The sequence below is a fragment of the Prevotella multiformis genome, assembly GCF_018127985.1.
GTDB lineage: Bacteria > Bacteroidota > Bacteroidia > Bacteroidales > Bacteroidaceae > Prevotella > Prevotella multiformis.
Map to the genome: position 1 here is coordinate 1,599,310 of NZ_CP072357.1, position 17,056 is coordinate 1,616,365.

The 17,056-nt window shown below is 51.9% G+C and carries 13 protein-coding genes and 1 tRNA gene; 12 read left to right on the top strand and 2 right to left on the bottom strand.

Annotated elements, in window-relative coordinates; all coding sequences use genetic code 11:
* Positions 1-139: 139 nt before the first annotated feature.
* The 6 genes from J4864_RS06295 to J4864_RS06320 all read left to right on the top strand — a co-directional run bounded on the left by J4864_RS06295 (position 140) and on the right by J4864_RS06320 (position 7,264).
* Positions 140-3,520 carry a DEAD/DEAH box helicase gene (locus tag J4864_RS06295; RefSeq protein WP_211814123.1) on the top strand — a complete coding sequence of 1,127 codons (3,381 nt, stop codon included), beginning with the start codon at positions 140-142 and terminating at the stop codon, positions 3,518-3,520.
* 114 nt (positions 3,521-3,634) lie between these two features.
* Entirely contained in the window at positions 3,635-4,390 is a 756-nt protein-coding gene (locus tag J4864_RS06300; protein ID WP_246479389.1) for an FG-GAP repeat protein, read from the top strand.
* A gap of 129 nt (positions 4,391-4,519) precedes the next feature.
* The gene (locus tag J4864_RS06305) at positions 4,520-4,864 is read left to right on the top strand and encodes an ISAon1 family transposase N-terminal region protein (RefSeq protein ID WP_211805765.1); all 345 of its coding nucleotides are present in this window, start codon (positions 4,520-4,522) and stop codon (positions 4,862-4,864) included.
* A 1-nt stretch (position 4,865) separates the two neighbouring features.
* Positions 4,866-5,849 (top strand): ISAon1 family transposase, encoded by a 984-nt coding sequence (locus tag J4864_RS06310; protein ID WP_449579661.1) that lies wholly within the window; start codon positions 4,866-4,868, stop codon positions 5,847-5,849.
* A gap of 85 nt (positions 5,850-5,934) precedes the next feature.
* Positions 5,935-6,279, top strand: coding sequence for an ISAon1 family transposase N-terminal region protein (locus tag J4864_RS06315; protein WP_211813571.1), 345 nt, complete (start codon positions 5,935-5,937; stop codon positions 6,277-6,279).
* 1 nt (position 6,280) lies between these two features.
* Positions 6,281-7,264: an ISAon1 family transposase gene (locus J4864_RS06320; protein ID WP_449579656.1), complete on the top strand. Its 984-nt coding sequence runs from the start codon at positions 6,281-6,283 to the stop codon at positions 7,262-7,264.
* A gap of 114 nt (positions 7,265-7,378) precedes the next feature.
* On the opposite strand, the gene J4864_RS06325 is transcribed toward J4864_RS06320, so the two are convergent.
* Positions 7,379-7,460, bottom strand: a tRNA-Leu gene (locus J4864_RS06325).
* A 187-nt stretch (positions 7,461-7,647) separates the two neighbouring features.
* Between J4864_RS06325 and J4864_RS06330 the strand changes: the two genes are divergently transcribed.
* Positions 7,648-8,739, top strand: coding sequence for a mannose-1-phosphate guanylyltransferase (locus J4864_RS06330; protein WP_211814126.1), 1,092 nt, complete (start codon positions 7,648-7,650; stop codon positions 8,737-8,739).
* Between the two features lie 635 nt (positions 8,740-9,374).
* Positions 9,375-11,438: a methionine--tRNA ligase gene (gene metG / locus J4864_RS06335; RefSeq protein WP_211814127.1), complete on the top strand. Its 2,064-nt coding sequence runs from the start codon at positions 9,375-9,377 to the stop codon at positions 11,436-11,438.
* Between the two features lie 107 nt (positions 11,439-11,545).
* Here the strand turns inward: metG and J4864_RS06340 are convergent, their stop codons facing one another.
* On the bottom strand, positions 11,546-12,022 hold the full coding sequence (locus tag J4864_RS06340) for a hypothetical protein (protein ID WP_211814128.1): 477 nt from the start codon (positions 12,020-12,022) through the stop codon (positions 11,546-11,548).
* A 233-nt stretch (positions 12,023-12,255) separates the two neighbouring features.
* Here J4864_RS06340 and argS point away from each other — a divergent pair, with 233 nt between their 5' ends.
* From argS to J4864_RS06360, 4 genes are all read left to right on the top strand, one after another.
* Positions 12,256-14,076, top strand: a complete 1,821-nt coding sequence (gene argS, locus J4864_RS06345; RefSeq protein WP_211814129.1) for an arginine--tRNA ligase — start codon at positions 12,256-12,258, stop codon at positions 14,074-14,076.
* Positions 14,077-14,209: 133 nt separating this feature from the next.
* Positions 14,210-14,668, top strand: a complete 459-nt coding sequence (locus tag J4864_RS06350; RefSeq protein WP_211814130.1) for an RNase H family protein — start codon at positions 14,210-14,212, stop codon at positions 14,666-14,668.
* 139 nt (positions 14,669-14,807) lie between these two features.
* Positions 14,808-15,221: a hypothetical protein gene (locus J4864_RS06355; RefSeq protein ID WP_211814131.1), complete on the top strand. Its 414-nt coding sequence runs from the start codon at positions 14,808-14,810 to the stop codon at positions 15,219-15,221.
* Between the two features lie 64 nt (positions 15,222-15,285).
* Positions 15,286-16,575, top strand: coding sequence for an L-cysteine desulfidase family protein (locus tag J4864_RS06360; protein ID WP_211814132.1), 1,290 nt, complete (start codon positions 15,286-15,288; stop codon positions 16,573-16,575).
* Positions 16,576-17,056: the final 481 nt, after the last annotated feature.

Here is a 17,056-nt window from a genome sequence, read left to right on the forward strand (position 1 = left end):
GTCTGACTGCAAAGACAATCTGTAATGACCCGGTTTCAAGGCAACAGCTTTCACACAGGAGATACACTAAAGATTCCGTCCTCACGCACTGCATAATTTCAACTCCTCTTCTTCGGGAAGGACGGAGAGATACTTTTCTATGGCACACGAACTTTTCACACGCATCGCCGACATCCTCTCAGCGCCGGCAGAAGCACAGCCGCGCATCATGCACGAGGCACTCGTCATCGCCTGTCACGAAGGACTGAAGGAGACCCGCCACGGTTTCGGCAACCTCTCGTCGCAGGTAGAGTCGCTCTGCCGGCAGCATAACATAGCTCCACAGGACATCGTCGCCATCCAGAAGATGCGCCGGCACAGCAATTCCAGCGCACCCGTCCTGCCCGACGACGTGGCTTACGACTGCCGTGCCCTCGCTCTCTTCGTCTCTGCTGTCGTACAGGAGCCGGTCCCCCCGTTCCTCGTCGGTAGGATACCGGAACACGGGCGCATGACGGAGTACATACAGATTGCAAACTACCGTTACATCCGCTGCATCGTAAGGAAGTGGAACGAGAAAACCATACAAGTGGCCGTGACGAATCAGGACTGCAGTGAGAATCTCCTGACGGTAGACTATACGGACACGCCAGAATATGTCGACTTCAGCTATCTGCGACCGCTGCTGCGCGAGGGGATGCAGCTGGACCTCCTCGACTGCACCGTCACACACCGGAAGGTAGTGCCAAGGCTCATCGTCGTTGAGCCCGACTATCTGCTGGATATATCCGCCATCGCCAACTGTTTTGAGAGTTACGGACACCACCCGCTGCTCTTCACGGTCAACCGGCTCGGTACACGGCCTGCCAACAAATACACCGTGCTGGGTAACTTCGCCGGGGCTGCACTCGATGACATCATCAACCATCCCGGACACTACGACATCAAGGACACCTTCCGCTCCAACTTCCGGGAGAAGGCACTGGACTTCGCCACCTGCCCCGACTTTGACGCCGCAGCCTTCAAGCAGGAGGCCGGACGGCAGGTGGAGAACATCAAGGACATTGTGGATGAAATCTTCCGCACTTTCGACCGTGGGAAAGCCATCCTCGAGCCGTCTTTCGTCTGCGAACGGCTGGGCATACAGGGACGTGTGGACCTGATGACGACCGACCTGAAGCTGCTTGTCGAACAGAAGTCGGGCAAGAACATCTTTATCGAACGCAAGTTCCGGAATCCGCACGGGTCACTCCATGTGGAGAAACATTATGTACAGCTGCTCCTCTACTACGGCATTCTGCAATACAACTTCCGCCTTACCCCGAAACAGGCACACATCCGGCTGATGTACTCGAAATATCCTCTGCCCGACGGACTGCTCGAGGTGGAGCCGCTGCAATCGCTCCTGCACGAGGCCATCCGCTTCCGCAACCAGGCCGTGGCGACGGAGTTCTGGATGGCAGAGAACGGATTTGGCAGAATACTGCCACTGCTTACCCCACAGACATTGAACACCGGGAAACAGAACGACCGGTTCTATCATGAATACCTCCTGCCACAGCTTACGGAGACGCTTGCACCCCTCCACCGGCTCGACAGCCTGGAACGGGCCTACTTCATGCGTATGATGACCTTCGTCATCAAGGAACAGCTTGTATCGAAAGTGGGAGCGCAGGAGGGCGTGGGAAACAGCTGTGCCGACCTCTGGAACATGCCTCTGGCAGAGAAGAAAGAGACAGGCAACATCTACACAGAACTGACCCTCATGGGCAAAGAACGCAGCACCTCGTCCAACGGCTACGACACGGTGACACTCTGCATACCCCGGCAGGGGGATGACTTCCTGCCGAATTTCCGCAGAGGAGACATGGTCTACCTCTATGCGTACAGGAAAAACGAAGAACCGGACGTGCGGAAAAGCATTCTTTTCAAGGGATCGCTGCAGGAGATACACAGCGACCGAATCGTCGTACACCTCAGCGACGGACAGCAGAACCCCGACCTGATCAGCGGAGAACGCTTCGCCATCGAACATGCCGGAAGCGACATCGGCGGCACATCGGCCATCCGGAGTCTCTACACGTTCATCACTTCGGAAACAGACCGCCGCCGGCTGCTTCTCGGCCAGCGTGCGCCACGTGTGGACAAGACCTTGAGATTGTCGCACAGTTACCATCCCGGTTATGACGAGATCCTCCTGAAAGCAAAGCAGGCGCAGGACTATTTTCTCCTCATCGGTCCTCCGGGGACGGGGAAGACCTCACAGGCACTGCAGTTCCTTGTGCGTGAACAGTTAGCAGAATGTAATAATGTTCAAAGCCCAAAGGCCAAGGCTCAAAGTTCAATCCTTCTCCTGGCCTATACAAATCGTGCTGTCGACGAGATCTGCAACATGCTTTCAGCGAACAAGCTCGATTATATCCGCGTGGGTAATGAGTTCAGTTGTTCCCCGGAATACAGCGACCATCTGTTGCAGGAGATCATCGACGAGAACCCGTCTCTTCACACCATCAGGTCGACCTTGGAGAATGCGCAGATTGTGGTAGCCACCACCTCAACGATGAATTCCCGTTCTGCCCTGTTCAACATCAAGCAGTTTGACCTCGCCGTCATCGACGAGGCGAGTCAGATATTAGAACCGAATATTATCGGGCTGCTGACAAGCCGGCACGGGGAAGAGCGGGCAATCGGGAAGTTCATACTGATCGGCGACCACAAACAGCTGCCGGCGGTTGTGCAACAGAGTGATGCGGAAGTGATAGTCGAAGACGAAACACTGGAAGCTATCCACCTCACCTCCTGCGCCAACTCCCTCTTCGAGCGGCTCATCCTCACTGAGCGGGCAGCAGGACGCGCAGACTTCATCGGCACACTGCACAGACAAGGACGAATGCACCCTGACATTGCCGATTTTGCCAACCGCAGGTTCTATGCGAAAGAGCAACTGGAATGTGTGCCCTTGGCGCATCAGCTGGAACAGACCTTGCCTTATCATGAAGTAAGCGAAGACGAGACTGACGACTTCTTGAAGACCCATCGCATGATTTTCATTCCTTCAAGACCCTGCCGGCAACTGAATGTTTCCGAAAAGGTAAACACGGAAGAAGCACGGATCATTGCCGATCTGCTCCGCCGTCTGCACCGGCAGCTCGGCAGCGACTTCAATCCGCAGAAATCCGTGGGAGTCATCGTTCCCTACCGCAATCAGATAGCCATGATTCGCAGGGAAATCGAGAAACTCGGCATCCCGGGACTGGAAGAAATCAGCATCGACACGGTCGAACGCTACCAGGGCAGCCAGCGTGACATCATCCTCTATTCCTTCACGATTCAGAGCCGTTACCAGCTCGATTTCCTCACCGCCAATACTTTCTATGAGGACGGCCAGCCCATCGACCGGAAGCTGAACGTCGCCATCACACGGGCACGCAAGCAGCTGGTTCTTACCGGCAATGAGGCAACGTTAAGACAGAACCCGCTCTTCGCAGAACTCATCGACTACATCAAGGAAAAAGGTGGCTACTACGAAGACGGCTGTTGAAACGGTATGTGGAAAAGTACAGCCGACAGGTTGTAATATACAAGGAAAAACATTATTTTTGCAATGTGTTTAGATGGAAGATGTCGTATGCCGGAAGGCGTTAAGCGTATGATTATGATGAGGAAAAAGACACTTTTCTTATTGCCGGTTCTTTGTGTGATGCTCCTGTCGTGTACGGACAGGAAACCTGTCGGCAGTGTTCATGAGGAACTGGTATTGCGGAAGGATACGGTCTCCGCAAAGAAAATGGAGGTTGCAGAAACCGTGAGGGCGAAGCCAATTACGTATAAGATTCTTGTACCCTTCCTCTATCGCCTGTGTGACCCGGACACGCTGATAAACAGGAACTGGGCTGAACTTTACCAGCAAGGAAAGGATTATTACGTTGGAAAGGCGCATTATCGCATTCGGAAAGAGGAAGACCCCTGTACAGGTGATTTGGCATCAGACCTGCGGGGAAAGCGGAAAACGATTCTGTTTGTCAATCAGCTGCCCATAAGAATGGGGAAGGTACAAGTAGCCGACATTGAACTCTCGGACAGTTCTTACCTTGAACCCGGTACTGTCCGTAATTTCACTTTTTCCGGGAAACTTTACAAGTTGGAGGCAAAGGCGAAAGGGGAGGACATCTACAAGAATTACTGTCTGCTGCTGAACGGAGAGCGGATTGTCCGGGAAGCGCAGGTGGATGATGCTTGGTTCCGTCTTCTCTTTGCCGGCGACCTGGATGGTGACGGAAAGCTGGACCTGGTTCTTTCGGTACCGGCACATTATGAGAATCTCAGGGTCGTGCTGTTCCTGTCATCTTGTGCGCAGGGCGGGCAGCAGCTGGGGAAAGCCGCTGAGGTAGATGACGACTTCAGCTGTTAGTCCCGGCCTGTGTCTTGTGTTTTGTTAGTTAGTACATGTTGAAAAAGAAAAACGGGTCAGTCCTAAAACCCAGTTGCAAGCCTATTCTCTTAAGCACACAATTTCATAAGTATTTATTACCTTTGCATCATGAAGAGTCACCAATTATTACGTTGCATCTTTCCAGATGTACTTGCCGACTACTTTGATGTTGTCGATATTCAAGAGAGTGTTTCCCAGTTTGACTTTTGGCTTGACGAGCGTAACTTCATGGAAAAGTCAGACCATAAGTTAGGCACTGTAAGCAGTTATGGTTTTACCAGCGAGCGTGTTATTCAGGACTTTCCCCTTCGTGGCAAAGCAGTTTACCTCCATGTCCGCCGTCGCAAGTGGCGTGACAGTTCCAACGGAGAGATATTTACTTATTCATATGATGATTTGACGGCTGAGGGCAGTAGACTATCCCCCGAGTTCGTTTCTTTTTTAAAAGAATAGAATTGAGTCCACTGCAGAGAGCATCGCAAGTATCGGTGCTCACTATGGCGTAAATGGCAAGCTGTTATCCACACAGTACAAGGAACATTTCAGTGATTATCGTAGCTGGGATCAGTTGGATCATGCTCAAGACTGGCTGTTGTTTGAAGATAACATAGGTGAGAACCTAAGTATTGATGAGACCTGTCTAAGCAGTGGCGAGGTCTATACTTTTCTGACCAACAAGGCGGGAAAGGGCGGAAATGGAACTTTAGTGGCTGTGGTTAAAGGGACCAAGGCAGAGGACGTTATTCAGGTTGTCAAGAAGATAGACCTGTCCAAACGAAAGACTGTCAAAGAGATAACACTTGATTTGTCATCTTCGATGATGCGCATAGCCCGTGCTGTTTTTCCCAAAGCACTCATTACCAATGACAGGTTTCATGTGCAGAAACTGTATTATGATGCTCTGGATGACATGCGTATCGCTTACCGGTGGATGGCAAGGGATAAAGAGAACCAGGAGATAAAAGAAGCTAAAAGTGAGGGAAAGGAATATATACCATTTAGATACAGCAATGGTGACACGCGTAAGCAGTTGCTCGCCAGGGCAAAGTTCATATTGACCAAGCACAGGACCAAGTGGACTGAAGCACAGAAAGCCAGGGCGGAAATCATCTTTGAACATTATCCTACACTGAAAAAGGCATATGATCTGGCTATGAAACTTACCGATATTTATAACATCAAGAGCATCAAGGATGCGGCAAGACTGAAGCTGGCTAAATGGTTCAATGAGGTTGAAGAGCTGGGAGTGGACAATTTCTACACAGTGATTGACACGTTTGAAAATCATTATCAAACCATACTCAATTTCTTTGTAAACAGAGCTACGAATGCAAATGCCGAGTCATTCAATGCTAAAGTTAAGGCATTCAGGGCACAGTTCAGAGGAGTGACAGATATTCCTTTCTTTTTATATAGACTTATGAAATTGTGTGCTTAAGAGAATAGGGGGTCAGTCCTAAAACCCAGTTGCAAGCCTATACTCTTAAGCACATAATTCCATAAGTATTTATTACCTTTGCATCATGAAGAGTGACCAACTATTACGTTGCATCTTTCCAGATGTACTTGCCGACTACTTTGATGTTGTCGATATTCAAGAGAGTGTTTCCCAGTTTGACTTTTGGCTTGACGAGCGTAACTTTATGGAAAAGTCAGACCATAAGCTAGGCACTGTAAGCAGTTATGGTTTTACCAGCGAGCGTGTAATTCAGGACTTTCCTCTTCGTGGCAAAGCCGTCTACCTCCATGTTCGCCGTCGCAAGTGGCGTGACAGTTCCAACGGAGAGATATTTACTTATTCATATGATGACTTGACGGCCGAGGGCAGTAAACTATCCCCCGAGTTCGTTTCTTTTTTAAAAGAATAGAATTGAGTCCACTGCAGAGAGCATCGCAAGCATCGGTGCGCACTATGGCGTAAATGGCAAGCAGTTATCCACACAGTACAAGGAACATTTCAGTGATTATCGTAGCTGGGACCAGTTGGGGCATGCTCAAGACTGGCTATTGTTTGAAGATAACATAGGTGAGAACCTAAGTATTGATGAGACCTGTCTAAGCAGTGGCGAGGTTTATACTTTTCTGACCAACAAGGCGGGAAAGGGCAGAAAAGGGACTTTGGTAGCTGTGGTTAAAGGGACCAAGGCAGAGGACGTCATCCAGGTTCTCAAGACGATAAACCTTTCTAAACGAAAGACAGTCAAGGAGATAACACTCGATTTATCATCTTCTATGATGCGCATAGCCCGCTCTGTTTTTCCAAAAGCACTTATTACCAATGACAGATTTCATGTGCAGAAACTATATTATGATGCTCTGGATGACATGCGTATTGCTTACCGATGGATGGCAAGAGATAAAGAGAATGAGGAGATAAAAGAAGCTAAAAGTAAGGGTAAGGAATATATACCATTTAGATACAGCAATGGTGACACGCGCAAGCAGTTGCTCGCCAGAGCAAAGTTCATATTGACCAAGCACAAGACCAAGTGGACTGAAACACAGAAAGGTAGGGCGGAAATCATCTTTGAACATTATCCGACACTGAAAAAGGCATATGATTTGGCTATGAAACTTACCGACATTTATAACATCAAGAGCATCAAGGATGCTGCAAGGCTGAAGCTGGCAAAATGGTTTAATGAGGTTGAAGAGCTGGGAGTGGACAATTTCTACACAGTGATTGACACGTTTGAAAATCATTATCAAACCATACTCAATTTCTTTGTAAACAGAGCTACGAATGCAAATGCCGAGTCATTCAATGCTAAGGTTAAGGCATTCAGGGCACAGTTCAGAGGAGTTACAGATATTCCTTTCTTTTTATATAGGCTTATGAAATTGTGTGCTTAAGAGTATAGGCTTGCAACTGGGTTTTAGGACTGACCCAGAATAGGCTTGCAACTGGGTTTTAGGACTGACCCAGAAAAACCCCTTGCAAATCAGCGATTTACAAGGGATTTGTAGTACCCAGACCCGGGCTCGAACCGGGATGGATTGCTCCACTGGTGTTTGAGACCAGCGCGTCTACCTATTCCGCCATCTGGGCATAAATTGTTGTCGGAACAACAGGTGCAAAGTTAGGGAGAAAATCTGAATGGGGCAAATTTTTAAGTGACAAAATCTCGGGCGTTCCATGATTCGTCGTGATTTTTGGTATTTAAACAAAAAAGATTTGGAGGTATGATATATATAGGGTATCTTTGGGGATAGAAACAGGTTAGCTTAGACAAATAATGACTACGAAACAAAACAACTATTGCGTGATTCTTGCTGGCGGTAAGGGCAGACGGCTCTGGCCCTGCAGCAGGGACAGGTATCCTAAGCAGTTCATTGATTTCTTCGGTTCAGGGCGGACGCAGCTCCAGCAGACCTTCGACCGCTTTGTCCGCATCCTTCCCAGGGAGAACATCTATATAAATACCAGTCGGAAATACCTTGACATTGTCCGCGGCCAGCTGCCCGAGATCCCCATGGAGCATATCCTGGCAGAGCCGATCCACCGGAACACCGCCCCCAGTGTGGCTTGGGCTGTACACCGCATCATGATGTCCAACCCCAGGGCCAACCTCGTCGTTTCGCCCTCCGACCAGCATATCGTCAACGACGGGGACTTCCGCCGGAACGTTGAAGACGGACTGCAGTTTGTCGAGGCCAACGACGCACTGCTCACGATGGGTGTCAGGCCGACCCGCCCCGAGCCCGGTTACGGCTATATACAGAAGGGTGTCTATACGGGGGCGAACGGTATATATAAGGTGCAGGCGTTCACGGAGAAGCCCGACAGGAGTTTTGCCCGGATGTTCATGGACAGCAGGGAATGGTACTGGAACACAGGTCTCTTCCTCGCCAATGCCCGCTACTTCCGGCAGAGTCTTTCCAAAGTCCTCCCCTCCCTCCTTCACACGGAGGAGTGTAAGGAAAAGATTACCACGATAGAGGCGGAAGACAACTTCATGCAGGAGAATTTCCCGCTCTATCCGAATATGTCGTTAGACTACGGGGTGCTGGAGAAGTCGGACAATGTCTATGTGATGAAATGTGATTTCGGCTGGGCGGATCTGGGAACATGGCATGGACTCTACGAGGCGATGAGCAAATGCGAGAATGACAATGTCGTCGTCGATTCGGATGTCATTCTTGAGAACGCAACGGACAACATCATCAAGTTGCCCAAGGGCAGGCTGGCGGTCATCAACGGTCTGGACGGCTATATCGTGGCAGAGAAGGACAATGTGCTGTTTATCTGCAAGAAAGAGGATTCTTCTGCACTGGTGAGGAAATACGTCAATGAGGTACAGATGAAGAAAGGGGAGACGTATGTATGAGGTTTCCGGAGCCTGCCCCGCCTCTCCCGTCTATTATAGAAATTCAATTGTCCTATGACACACGCAGGTTCCTTCACGAGCGGCGGAAGAGGATAAGACGAGACCCATGTTTCCTTTTCCGCTGGAGGGGCAGTCCTCCCATGGTGCGGCTGCCGGGACTGCTGTTCCCAACCGGTTGGGAATCCTGCTCCCAGCCGTTGGGAGTCCTGTTCCCGGGCGTTGGGAACAGGATTCCCAGACGTCCGGGACATGCCGCCCGACTGTGAAGTCGGATTCAGACCGTAATCTAATGTTTTTGGTTGACAGTGTTTCGTCTTGCTTTCAGGCCTGGCTGACGGGTTAAGAGGCGTAGCCCTCCGGCTGAGAGAGCCGGGTAGGATGGCTGCTGACAGGTGAACCGCACGGGCTGCGGAGGCCAATCTTTGTCCGCCTGTATGTTTTGGCAGTCCCTCGGGAAAGTCGGCAGAAATGTGATGACGGCATGGGCCGCAACAGGCTTTTGTCTCTAATTTCTTTGCTGTTTACCTTATTTACAGTAACTTTGCAGCAGATTTCCGGATGTGTATGGTGCAAGGGGAATAGCGCCTTGGTACAGATTCGTCAGATTGGAGCAAAGAAACAACAAGCAAATATTTATGGAAGAAAAGAATTTCAAGCGCACCACGGTGACGGCGGCTCTGCCTTACGCCAACGGCGGTGTACATATAGGACATCTTGCCGGCGTGTATGTCCCGGCAGACATCTATGTGCGTTATCTCCGGCTGAAGAAGCGGGAGGTCGTCTTCATCGGCGGCAGCGACGAGCACGGTGTGCCCATCACGATCCGTGCCAAGAAGGAAGGCATCACGCCGCAGGACGTGTGCGACCGCTATCATAAGCTGATCAAGGATTCGTTCGAGGAGTTCGGCATCTCGTTCGACGTGTACAGCCGCACGACAAGTCCCACCCACAACAAGTTCGCTTCCGACTTCTTCCGCAAGCTCTACGATGACGGCAAGCTCGTCGAAAAGGAGAGCGAACAGTATTACGACGAGGAAGCCCGTCAGTTCCTTGCCGACCGTTACATCATGGGCGAATGTCCCCACTGCGGCAATCCCAACGCCTACGGCGACCAGTGTGAGAAGTGCGGCAGCGACCTCAGCCCGATGGAACTGAAGAACCCGCACTCTACCATCTCCGGTTCACAGCCCGTCATCAGGAAGACGAAGAACTGGTATCTGCCGCTGAACAACTATCAGGAGTGGCTGAAGCGGTGGATTCTCGGGGACCACAAGGAGTGGCGTCCGAATGTCTACGGACAGTGCAAGAGCTGGCTCGACATGGACCTGCAGCCCCGTGCTATGACCCGCGACCTCGACTGGGGCATCCCTGTCCCGGTTGAAGGGGCTGAAGGAAAGGTACTCTACGTATGGTTCGATGCGCCGATCGGCTATATCTCGAACACCAAGGAACTGTGCGACAGCGATCCCGAACGTTTCGGCAGCTGGCAGAAGTGGTGGCAGGACCCGGAGACGCGTCTCGTCCACTTCATCGGAAAGGACAACATCGTCTTCCACTGTCTTATCTTCCCGACGATGCTGAAGGCGCACGGCGGTTACATCCTGCCCGACAATGTGCCGGCAAACGAGTTCCTGAACCTCGAGGACAACAAGATTTCCACGAGCAAGAACTGGGCCGTGTGGCTCCATGAGTACCTCCGCGACTTTGAAGGAAAGCAGGACGTGCTGCGCTATGTGCTGACAGCCAACGCTCCGGAGACCAAGGACAACAACTTCACCTGGAAGGACTTTCAGGAGCGCAACAACTCCGAGCTGGTGGCTGTCTACGGCAACTTCGTGAACCGTGCGCTGCAGCTGACGAAGAAGTACTGGGACGGTGTCGTTCCTGCCTGCGGCGAGCTGCACGACGTGGATCGCCAGACCATCCGGGAGTTCCAGGATGTCAAGGAAAAGGTGGAGGCTTATCTCGAGGCGTTCAAGTTCCGCGAGGCGCAGAAGGAGGCGATGAATCTTGCCCGCATCGGCAACAAGTACATCACCGAGTGTGAGCCGTGGAAGGTATGGAAGACCGATCCGAAGCGCGTGGAGACCATCCTCAACCTCTCGCTCCAGCTCGTCGCCAACCTCAGCATCGCCTTTGAGCCCTTCCTTCCGTTCAGCAGCAAGAAGCTCCGCAGCATGATCAACATGACGGAATACGACTGGAGCGAGCTTGGGTCTACCGACCTGCTCCCTGCCGGCAAGCAGCTGGCCGAACCGGAACTCCTTTTCGATAAGATTGAAGACGAGGCCATCGAGGCACAGCTCCGCAAGCTGGAGGAGACCCGCAAGGCCAACGAGGAGGCTGCCTACAAGGCCGGGCCGGTGAAGAAGGAGATTCCTTTCGACGACTTCGAGAAGCTGGACATCCGTGTAGGCCACATCCTCCGGTGCGAGAAGGTGAAGAAGAGCAAGAAGCTGCTGAAGTTCACCCTCGACGACGGTTCCGGTACGGAGCGTACCATCCTCAGCAGTATCGCCGCCTACTACGAGCCGGAGCAGCTCACAGGCAAGGACGTTCTCTTCGTTGCCAACTTCGCCCCCCGCAGGATGATGGGCATCGAGAGCCAGGGAATGATTCTCTCGGCCGTCAACTTCGACGGGTCGCTCACCGTCACGACGACGCTGGGCGAGGTGAAGCCCGGCAGCCAGGTGGGATGATGCGTATGCCCTGTATGAAACCGCAAAACAGGCGGACAGACCCTTTCGTCTGTCCGCCTGTTTCATTTTGATACAGGGATTTTCCTGTCCGTCGGAAGTCTTGTCTGTTAATACAGACCTTGCTTGTGCGCCCAGTCGAGGGCATCCTTTTGTGTGGTCATCCTGCCCTTGTAGCTGCCTTCCTTTGTCCCGTCTTTCCAGATGAACTTGAAGCGGAGCTCTATCTCGTGCTCGCCGGTCTGGCGAAGATAGACATAGCTGCCTTTCTTGAAGAAATGTTCATCATAGTCATGGAGCCCATGCACAATAGAGCCGCCGGCAGTCCATTCGCCCGGCTTCGTCAGGTCGACTTCCTTTCCCGCCATGCTCTTCGGGATGGAGAAACCTACGAATTGGCCGGTAAATCCCAATGGATAGTTGACGCCAATCGTCCCATTGAAGTCGCTGAAAAGGACAGGACTGATTCCGTCACCTCCGTTGTTGTCGTCATTGTCACTGCTGCACGCACTGATACTGAAACACATTGTCAGGGCAATCACGCCCGCTGCAAGGGCATACGCCCATTGCTGAAATCTCTTTGTCATGTTGTTTTAATTTAGAAGTTAATCGTTTGCAAAGGTAAGATTTTATATGGAAAGTAAAAGTGTTTTTCGTATTTTTTTTTGTAAAAACATGTGTTGGGAAAGATCGGAAACAAGGAGATGAGGCTGCCCGGAATAAGAATATGGGAGGATGAATGATGAATTAACAATCCAGCTTCTCCGTTATTCGGCTGATTTTCCGTAACTTTGCAATCAGAATAAAAGACAAACGAAAAATGAAGATAGAAGAGCAAATTACCGGTGCTGCACTTGCAGCTGTCAAGGAGTTATACGGAACCGAAGTTCCGGAGAAGATGATCCAGCTGCAGAAGACACGCAGTGATTTCGAGGGTAACCTTACCCTCGTCACCTTCCCGCTGCTGAAGACCTCGCACAAGAAGCCCGAGGAGACGGCGCAGGAACTGGGCGAATACCTGAAGAAGAACTGCAAGGCGGTTGCCGACTTCAACGTCGTCAAGGGATTCCTCAACCTTGTCATCGCACAGGCGGCATGGACAGGACTGCTGAACGACATCAATGCCGATGAGAAGTTCGGTGAGAAAAGGGTGACGGCAGACAGTCCGCTGGTAATGATCGAATACTCTTCACCGAACACCAACAAGCCCCTTCACCTCGGCCACGTGCGCAACAACCTGCTCGGATGGTCGCTGGCACAGATCATGGAAGCCAACGGCAACAAGGTGGTGAAGACGAACATCGTCAATGACCGCGGCATCCATATCTGCAAGTCGATGCTGGCCTGGCTGAAGTGGGGCAACGGCATCACGCCCGAGAAGGCCGGCAAGAAGGGTGACCACCTGATCGGTGATTTCTATGTCCTCTTCGACAAGCACTTCAAAGAAGAGTGCAGGCAGTTGCAGGAACAGTATGAGAAGGAAGGCATGACATCTGATGCCGCCGAGGAAAAAGCCGGACAGGAAGCACCGCTGATCAAGGAAGCACACGAGATGCTCGTCAAGTGGGAGCAGGGCGACCCGGAGGTACGTGCGCTGTGGGAGAAGATGAACAACTGGGTGTATGCCGGTTTCGACGAGACCTACAAGGCATTGGGCGTGAGCTTCGACAAGATCTACTATGAATCGAATACCTACCTTGTCGGCAAGAAGAAGGTGGAAGAAGGTCTGGAGAAGGGACTGTTCTTCCGCAAGGACGACAACTCCGTATGGGCCGACCTCACCAAAGAGGGTCTGGACCAGAAGCTCCTGCTGCGCAAGGACGGTACGTCGGTCTACATGACGCAGGACATCGGTACGGCCGAGATGCGCTTCAACGACTTCCCCATCGACAAGATGATCTACGTCGTCGGGAACGAGCAGAATTACCACTTCCAGGTGCTTTCCATCCTCTTGGACCGTCTGGGCTTCAAGTGGGGCAAGGATCTTGTACACTTCTCCTACGGCATGGTCGAACTGCCGAACGGCAAGATGAAGAGCCGTGAGGGTACGGTTGTCGATGCCGACGATCTGGTCGCCTCCATGATAGAGAATGCCAAGAAACTCAGCGAAGACAAGGTGAACAAGCTCGAGGGCATCACCGAGGAGGAGAAGAACGAGATAGCACGCATCGTGGGGATGGGGGCTTTGAAGTACTTTATCCTCAAGGTGGACGCACGCAAGAACATGCTCTTCAATCCCGAGGAGTCCATCGACTTCAACGGCAACACGGGTCCGTTCATCCAGTACACTTACGCCCGCATCCGCAGCATTCTCCGCAAGGCAGCGGCGCAGGACATCCTCCTGCCGGCATCGCTGGCCGATGATGCCCCGCTGAACGAGAAGGAAATAGAACTCATCCAGAAGCTCAACGACTTCGGTACTGCCGTCGCACAGGCAGGCATCGACTACAGTCCCAGCGGCATCGCCAACTACTGTTACGAACTGACCAAGGAGTTCAACCAGTTCTATCATGACTACAGCATCCTCAGCGCTGACACCGAGGCCGAGAAGATCACCCGGCTTGTCTTGGCGAAGAATGTGGCAAAAGTCATCAGGAACGGTATGGCACTGCTGGGCATTGAGGTGCCGGAGAGAATGTAAGGGAAGTCCCGCCCCTCTCCCCGAAGGGGGAGGAGGCCTGACGGGATACCGTCAGGAAAAGCCGGGAAAGCGATATGAGCGATGGAAGCTGGTCTGGCCGGACGGCCGGACCAGGAATACATGACAAGATAAAATGCCAACAGATTACAAGCAACGGACAGGTACGCAGCCTTCCCCTGTCTCGGAGGGACGGGCTGCCTGGGCTGTCGATGCCGCCTGTTCCGGTAATCCCGGACCGATGGAGTACAGGTGCGTCGATTTGCAGACCGGGCAGCAGGTGTTTCATTTCGGCCCCGTGCTGGGGACGAACAACATCGGAGAGTTCCTTGCCATCGTACACGCTCTGGCCTTGATGGAGCGGCAGGGAATAACAGACAAGGTCATCTACAGCGATTCCTACAATGCCATCCTGTGGGTGGACAAGAAGCATTGCAAGACGACACTTGTCCGCAATGCGGAGACCGAACAGCTCTATCAGGTCATCGCCCGTGCCGAGCACTGGCTCAAGACCCATAAGGTCATGACACCTGTCATCAAATGGGAGACAAGGCAGTGGGGAGAGATACCGGCCGATTTCGGCCGGAAGAAGTAAGATTCTTTAGGAGCGGGTATTATCTGTTTCACAGCCCAGGCCGGGAAACGTTCCCATTGACTTTTTGTGTAAAAACTCCATGAAAAGTGGATTTATACCATTTTTTTCTTTACTTTTGTACCATAAACGGAAACCTACTATGTTACAACGAGATTATTTTATTCGCCTGATAGAGGAATTCAACGCTGCCGTGTCGCGTTTTCTCGTGAAGAAGGGAGACGACCTGAAGTGGGATAAGGAGTTGAAAGACCTTTACAGACAGTATGTCGGAGAATATGACGACCTGCGCAACCTCTCTGTCGGCGACCTGCTGAAATATGCCGGAGAGCAGTGGAAGGAGGACGAGCGGACAGACCGGATCGGCATGCTTGCGGAACTGCTGTATGCCGAAGCGAGCTACAAAGGGCAGCCCTTGCGGCAGATGTTGCAGGAGAAAGCGTACTGTCTGTTCGACTACGTGGAGGCGCACGACTCTACTTTCTCTATCGAACGACGGCAGAAGATGGATGCCATGCGCCGGGAATTAGGCGAAATCCTGCCTCTGGCACACTGATGCCGGAGGAACTGAATAACCCTTGTGATCATAACAGCGTCAGACTAAACCCATAACAATCATTATGCTTGAGCCGAATATCAGAGAACAGATTATCGAGTTGATCCACCGGCAGGTAGTTCCTGCCGTGGGCTGTACGGAGCCGATGGCGGTGGCGTTGTGTGCCGCACGTGCCACAGAGCTGCTGGGAGAGAAACCGGTAAAAGTCAGCGTACTGCTTTCCGCCAACATCCTGAAGAACGCCATGGGAGTGGGCATCCCGGGCACAGGGATGATCGGGCTGCCTATCGCCATTGCCCTGGGTGTCCTGATCGGGAAGTCGGACTACCGGCTGGAGGTCATCAAGGACCTTACGCCGGAAAGTCTGGAAGCCGGAAAGCGGTTCATCGGTGAGGACCGGATTGACATCAAGCTGAAGGAAGGTATCACGGAGAAACTGTATATAGAAGTCTGCTGTGAAACCGCCGGACACCGTGCGACGGCCGTCATCAGCGGAAGTCATACGAACATTGTCTTCGAAGAGACCGACGGGAAAGTCCTGCTCGACAGACTGAAGCCGAGTGCGGCTGCTGCTGATACTGCGCAGCTCTGTCTGGATCTCCGTACGGTATGGGAGTTTGCCACAACTGCTCCGGTGGAGGAAATAGACTTCATCCTGGAAGCCAAACGCTACAATCTCCGTGCTGCGGCGGAGGCATTGAAGGGAAATTACGGGCATTGCCTGGGGAAGATCATGGACCGTCCGCTGAGCCGTGGCATCTTCGGGAACAGCATCTATTCGCACATCATAGCCAAGACTGCTTCTGCCTGCGATGCCCGCATGGGCGGTGCCCTGATTCCTGTGATGAGCAACAGCGGTTCCGGCAACCAGGGTATCTGTGCCACCAATCCGGTAGCCGTTTTCGCCAAGGAGAACGAGAATACGCGGGAAGAACTCATCCGTGCGCTCGTCCTGAGTCACCTTACCGCCATCTACATCAAGCAGAGCCTCGGTGCGCTGTCGGCCCTCTGCGGCTGTGTGGTGGCAAGTATCGGTTCCAGCTGCGGCATCACCTATCTGATGGGAGGGGATTACGTGAATGTCTGCCACTCCGTGAAGAATATGATAGCCAATCTTACCGGCATGATCTGCGACGGTGCCAAGCCCAGCTGTTCGCTGAAGATTTCGTCCGGTGTCTCCACGGCGATCCTTTCCGCCACCCTGTCCATGGAGGGCAAACACGTGACGGCGGCCGAGGGCATCATCGATGAAGATGTCGACAAGTCCATCCGCAATCTGACCAGCATCGGTAAGGAAGCGATGTGCAACACCGATGATATGGTGCTGAATATCATGACGCATAAGTGCAATTGAGCAGGGTGCGCTGCGTCCCTGATTCCGCATCTCCTGTGATTCCCCCCTTCACGGTAAGAAATGATTTCCTGTCGTGTTTTTCATGCTTGTCTTCATGGAAAAAATATATTTCTTTCCATGAAGACAAGTCCTTTTTAGGGTTCTTCCGTTCAATGCGTGAATGCTTTTCGTATAGCTTGAACGGAAAGAACCGAAGTGATTCATTCAACAGAAACATGGCCAAGACTGTCAACTTGTCTATCCTGTCATCCTCCTCCGATACAAAGACTTTTTCATTTTAATACGTGAAGACACTGATAATATTTTGAAAAACCATTACACAATTTCAAACAGATCATCTGTGAATATAAAAATACACGTACAGAAAACAGGTTTGTAACCAGCAGTCAATCAGCAGGTTGTCAAGTCGTTCGTAAAAGGTGCCTGATTGGACTTCAAAAGGGCGTTGGTAACACGCTAAGAGAGCACCTGTTGCAGGTCA

Excerpts from the sequence above, each read along its gene's own strand:
- J4864_RS06355 (WP_211814131.1), top strand. The coding sequence starts at position 14,808 with ATGTTACAACGAGATTATTTTATTCGCCTGATAGAGGAATTCAACGCT.
- J4864_RS06330 (WP_211814126.1), top strand. The coding sequence starts at position 7,648 with ATGACTACGAAACAAAACAACTATTGCGTGATTCTTGCTGGCGGTAAG.
- J4864_RS06340 (WP_211814128.1), bottom strand. The coding sequence starts at position 12,022 with ATGACAAAGAGATTTCAGCAATGGGCGTATGCCCTTGCAGCGGGCGTG.
- J4864_RS06295 (WP_211814123.1), top strand. The coding sequence starts at position 140 with ATGGCACACGAACTTTTCACACGCATCGCCGACATCCTCTCAGCGCCG.
- J4864_RS06305 (WP_211805765.1), top strand. The coding sequence starts at position 4,520 with ATGAAGAGTCACCAATTATTACGTTGCATCTTTCCAGATGTACTTGCC.
- argS (WP_211814129.1), top strand. The coding sequence starts at position 12,256 with ATGAAGATAGAAGAGCAAATTACCGGTGCTGCACTTGCAGCTGTCAAG.
- J4864_RS06350 (WP_211814130.1), top strand. The coding sequence starts at position 14,210 with ATGCCAACAGATTACAAGCAACGGACAGGTACGCAGCCTTCCCCTGTC.
- metG (WP_211814127.1), top strand. The coding sequence starts at position 9,375 with ATGGAAGAAAAGAATTTCAAGCGCACCACGGTGACGGCGGCTCTGCCT.
- J4864_RS06300 (WP_246479389.1), top strand. The coding sequence starts at position 3,635 with ATGATGAGGAAAAAGACACTTTTCTTATTGCCGGTTCTTTGTGTGATG.
- J4864_RS06315 (WP_211813571.1), top strand. The coding sequence starts at position 5,935 with ATGAAGAGTGACCAACTATTACGTTGCATCTTTCCAGATGTACTTGCC.
- J4864_RS06360 (WP_211814132.1), top strand. The coding sequence starts at position 15,286 with ATGCTTGAGCCGAATATCAGAGAACAGATTATCGAGTTGATCCACCGG.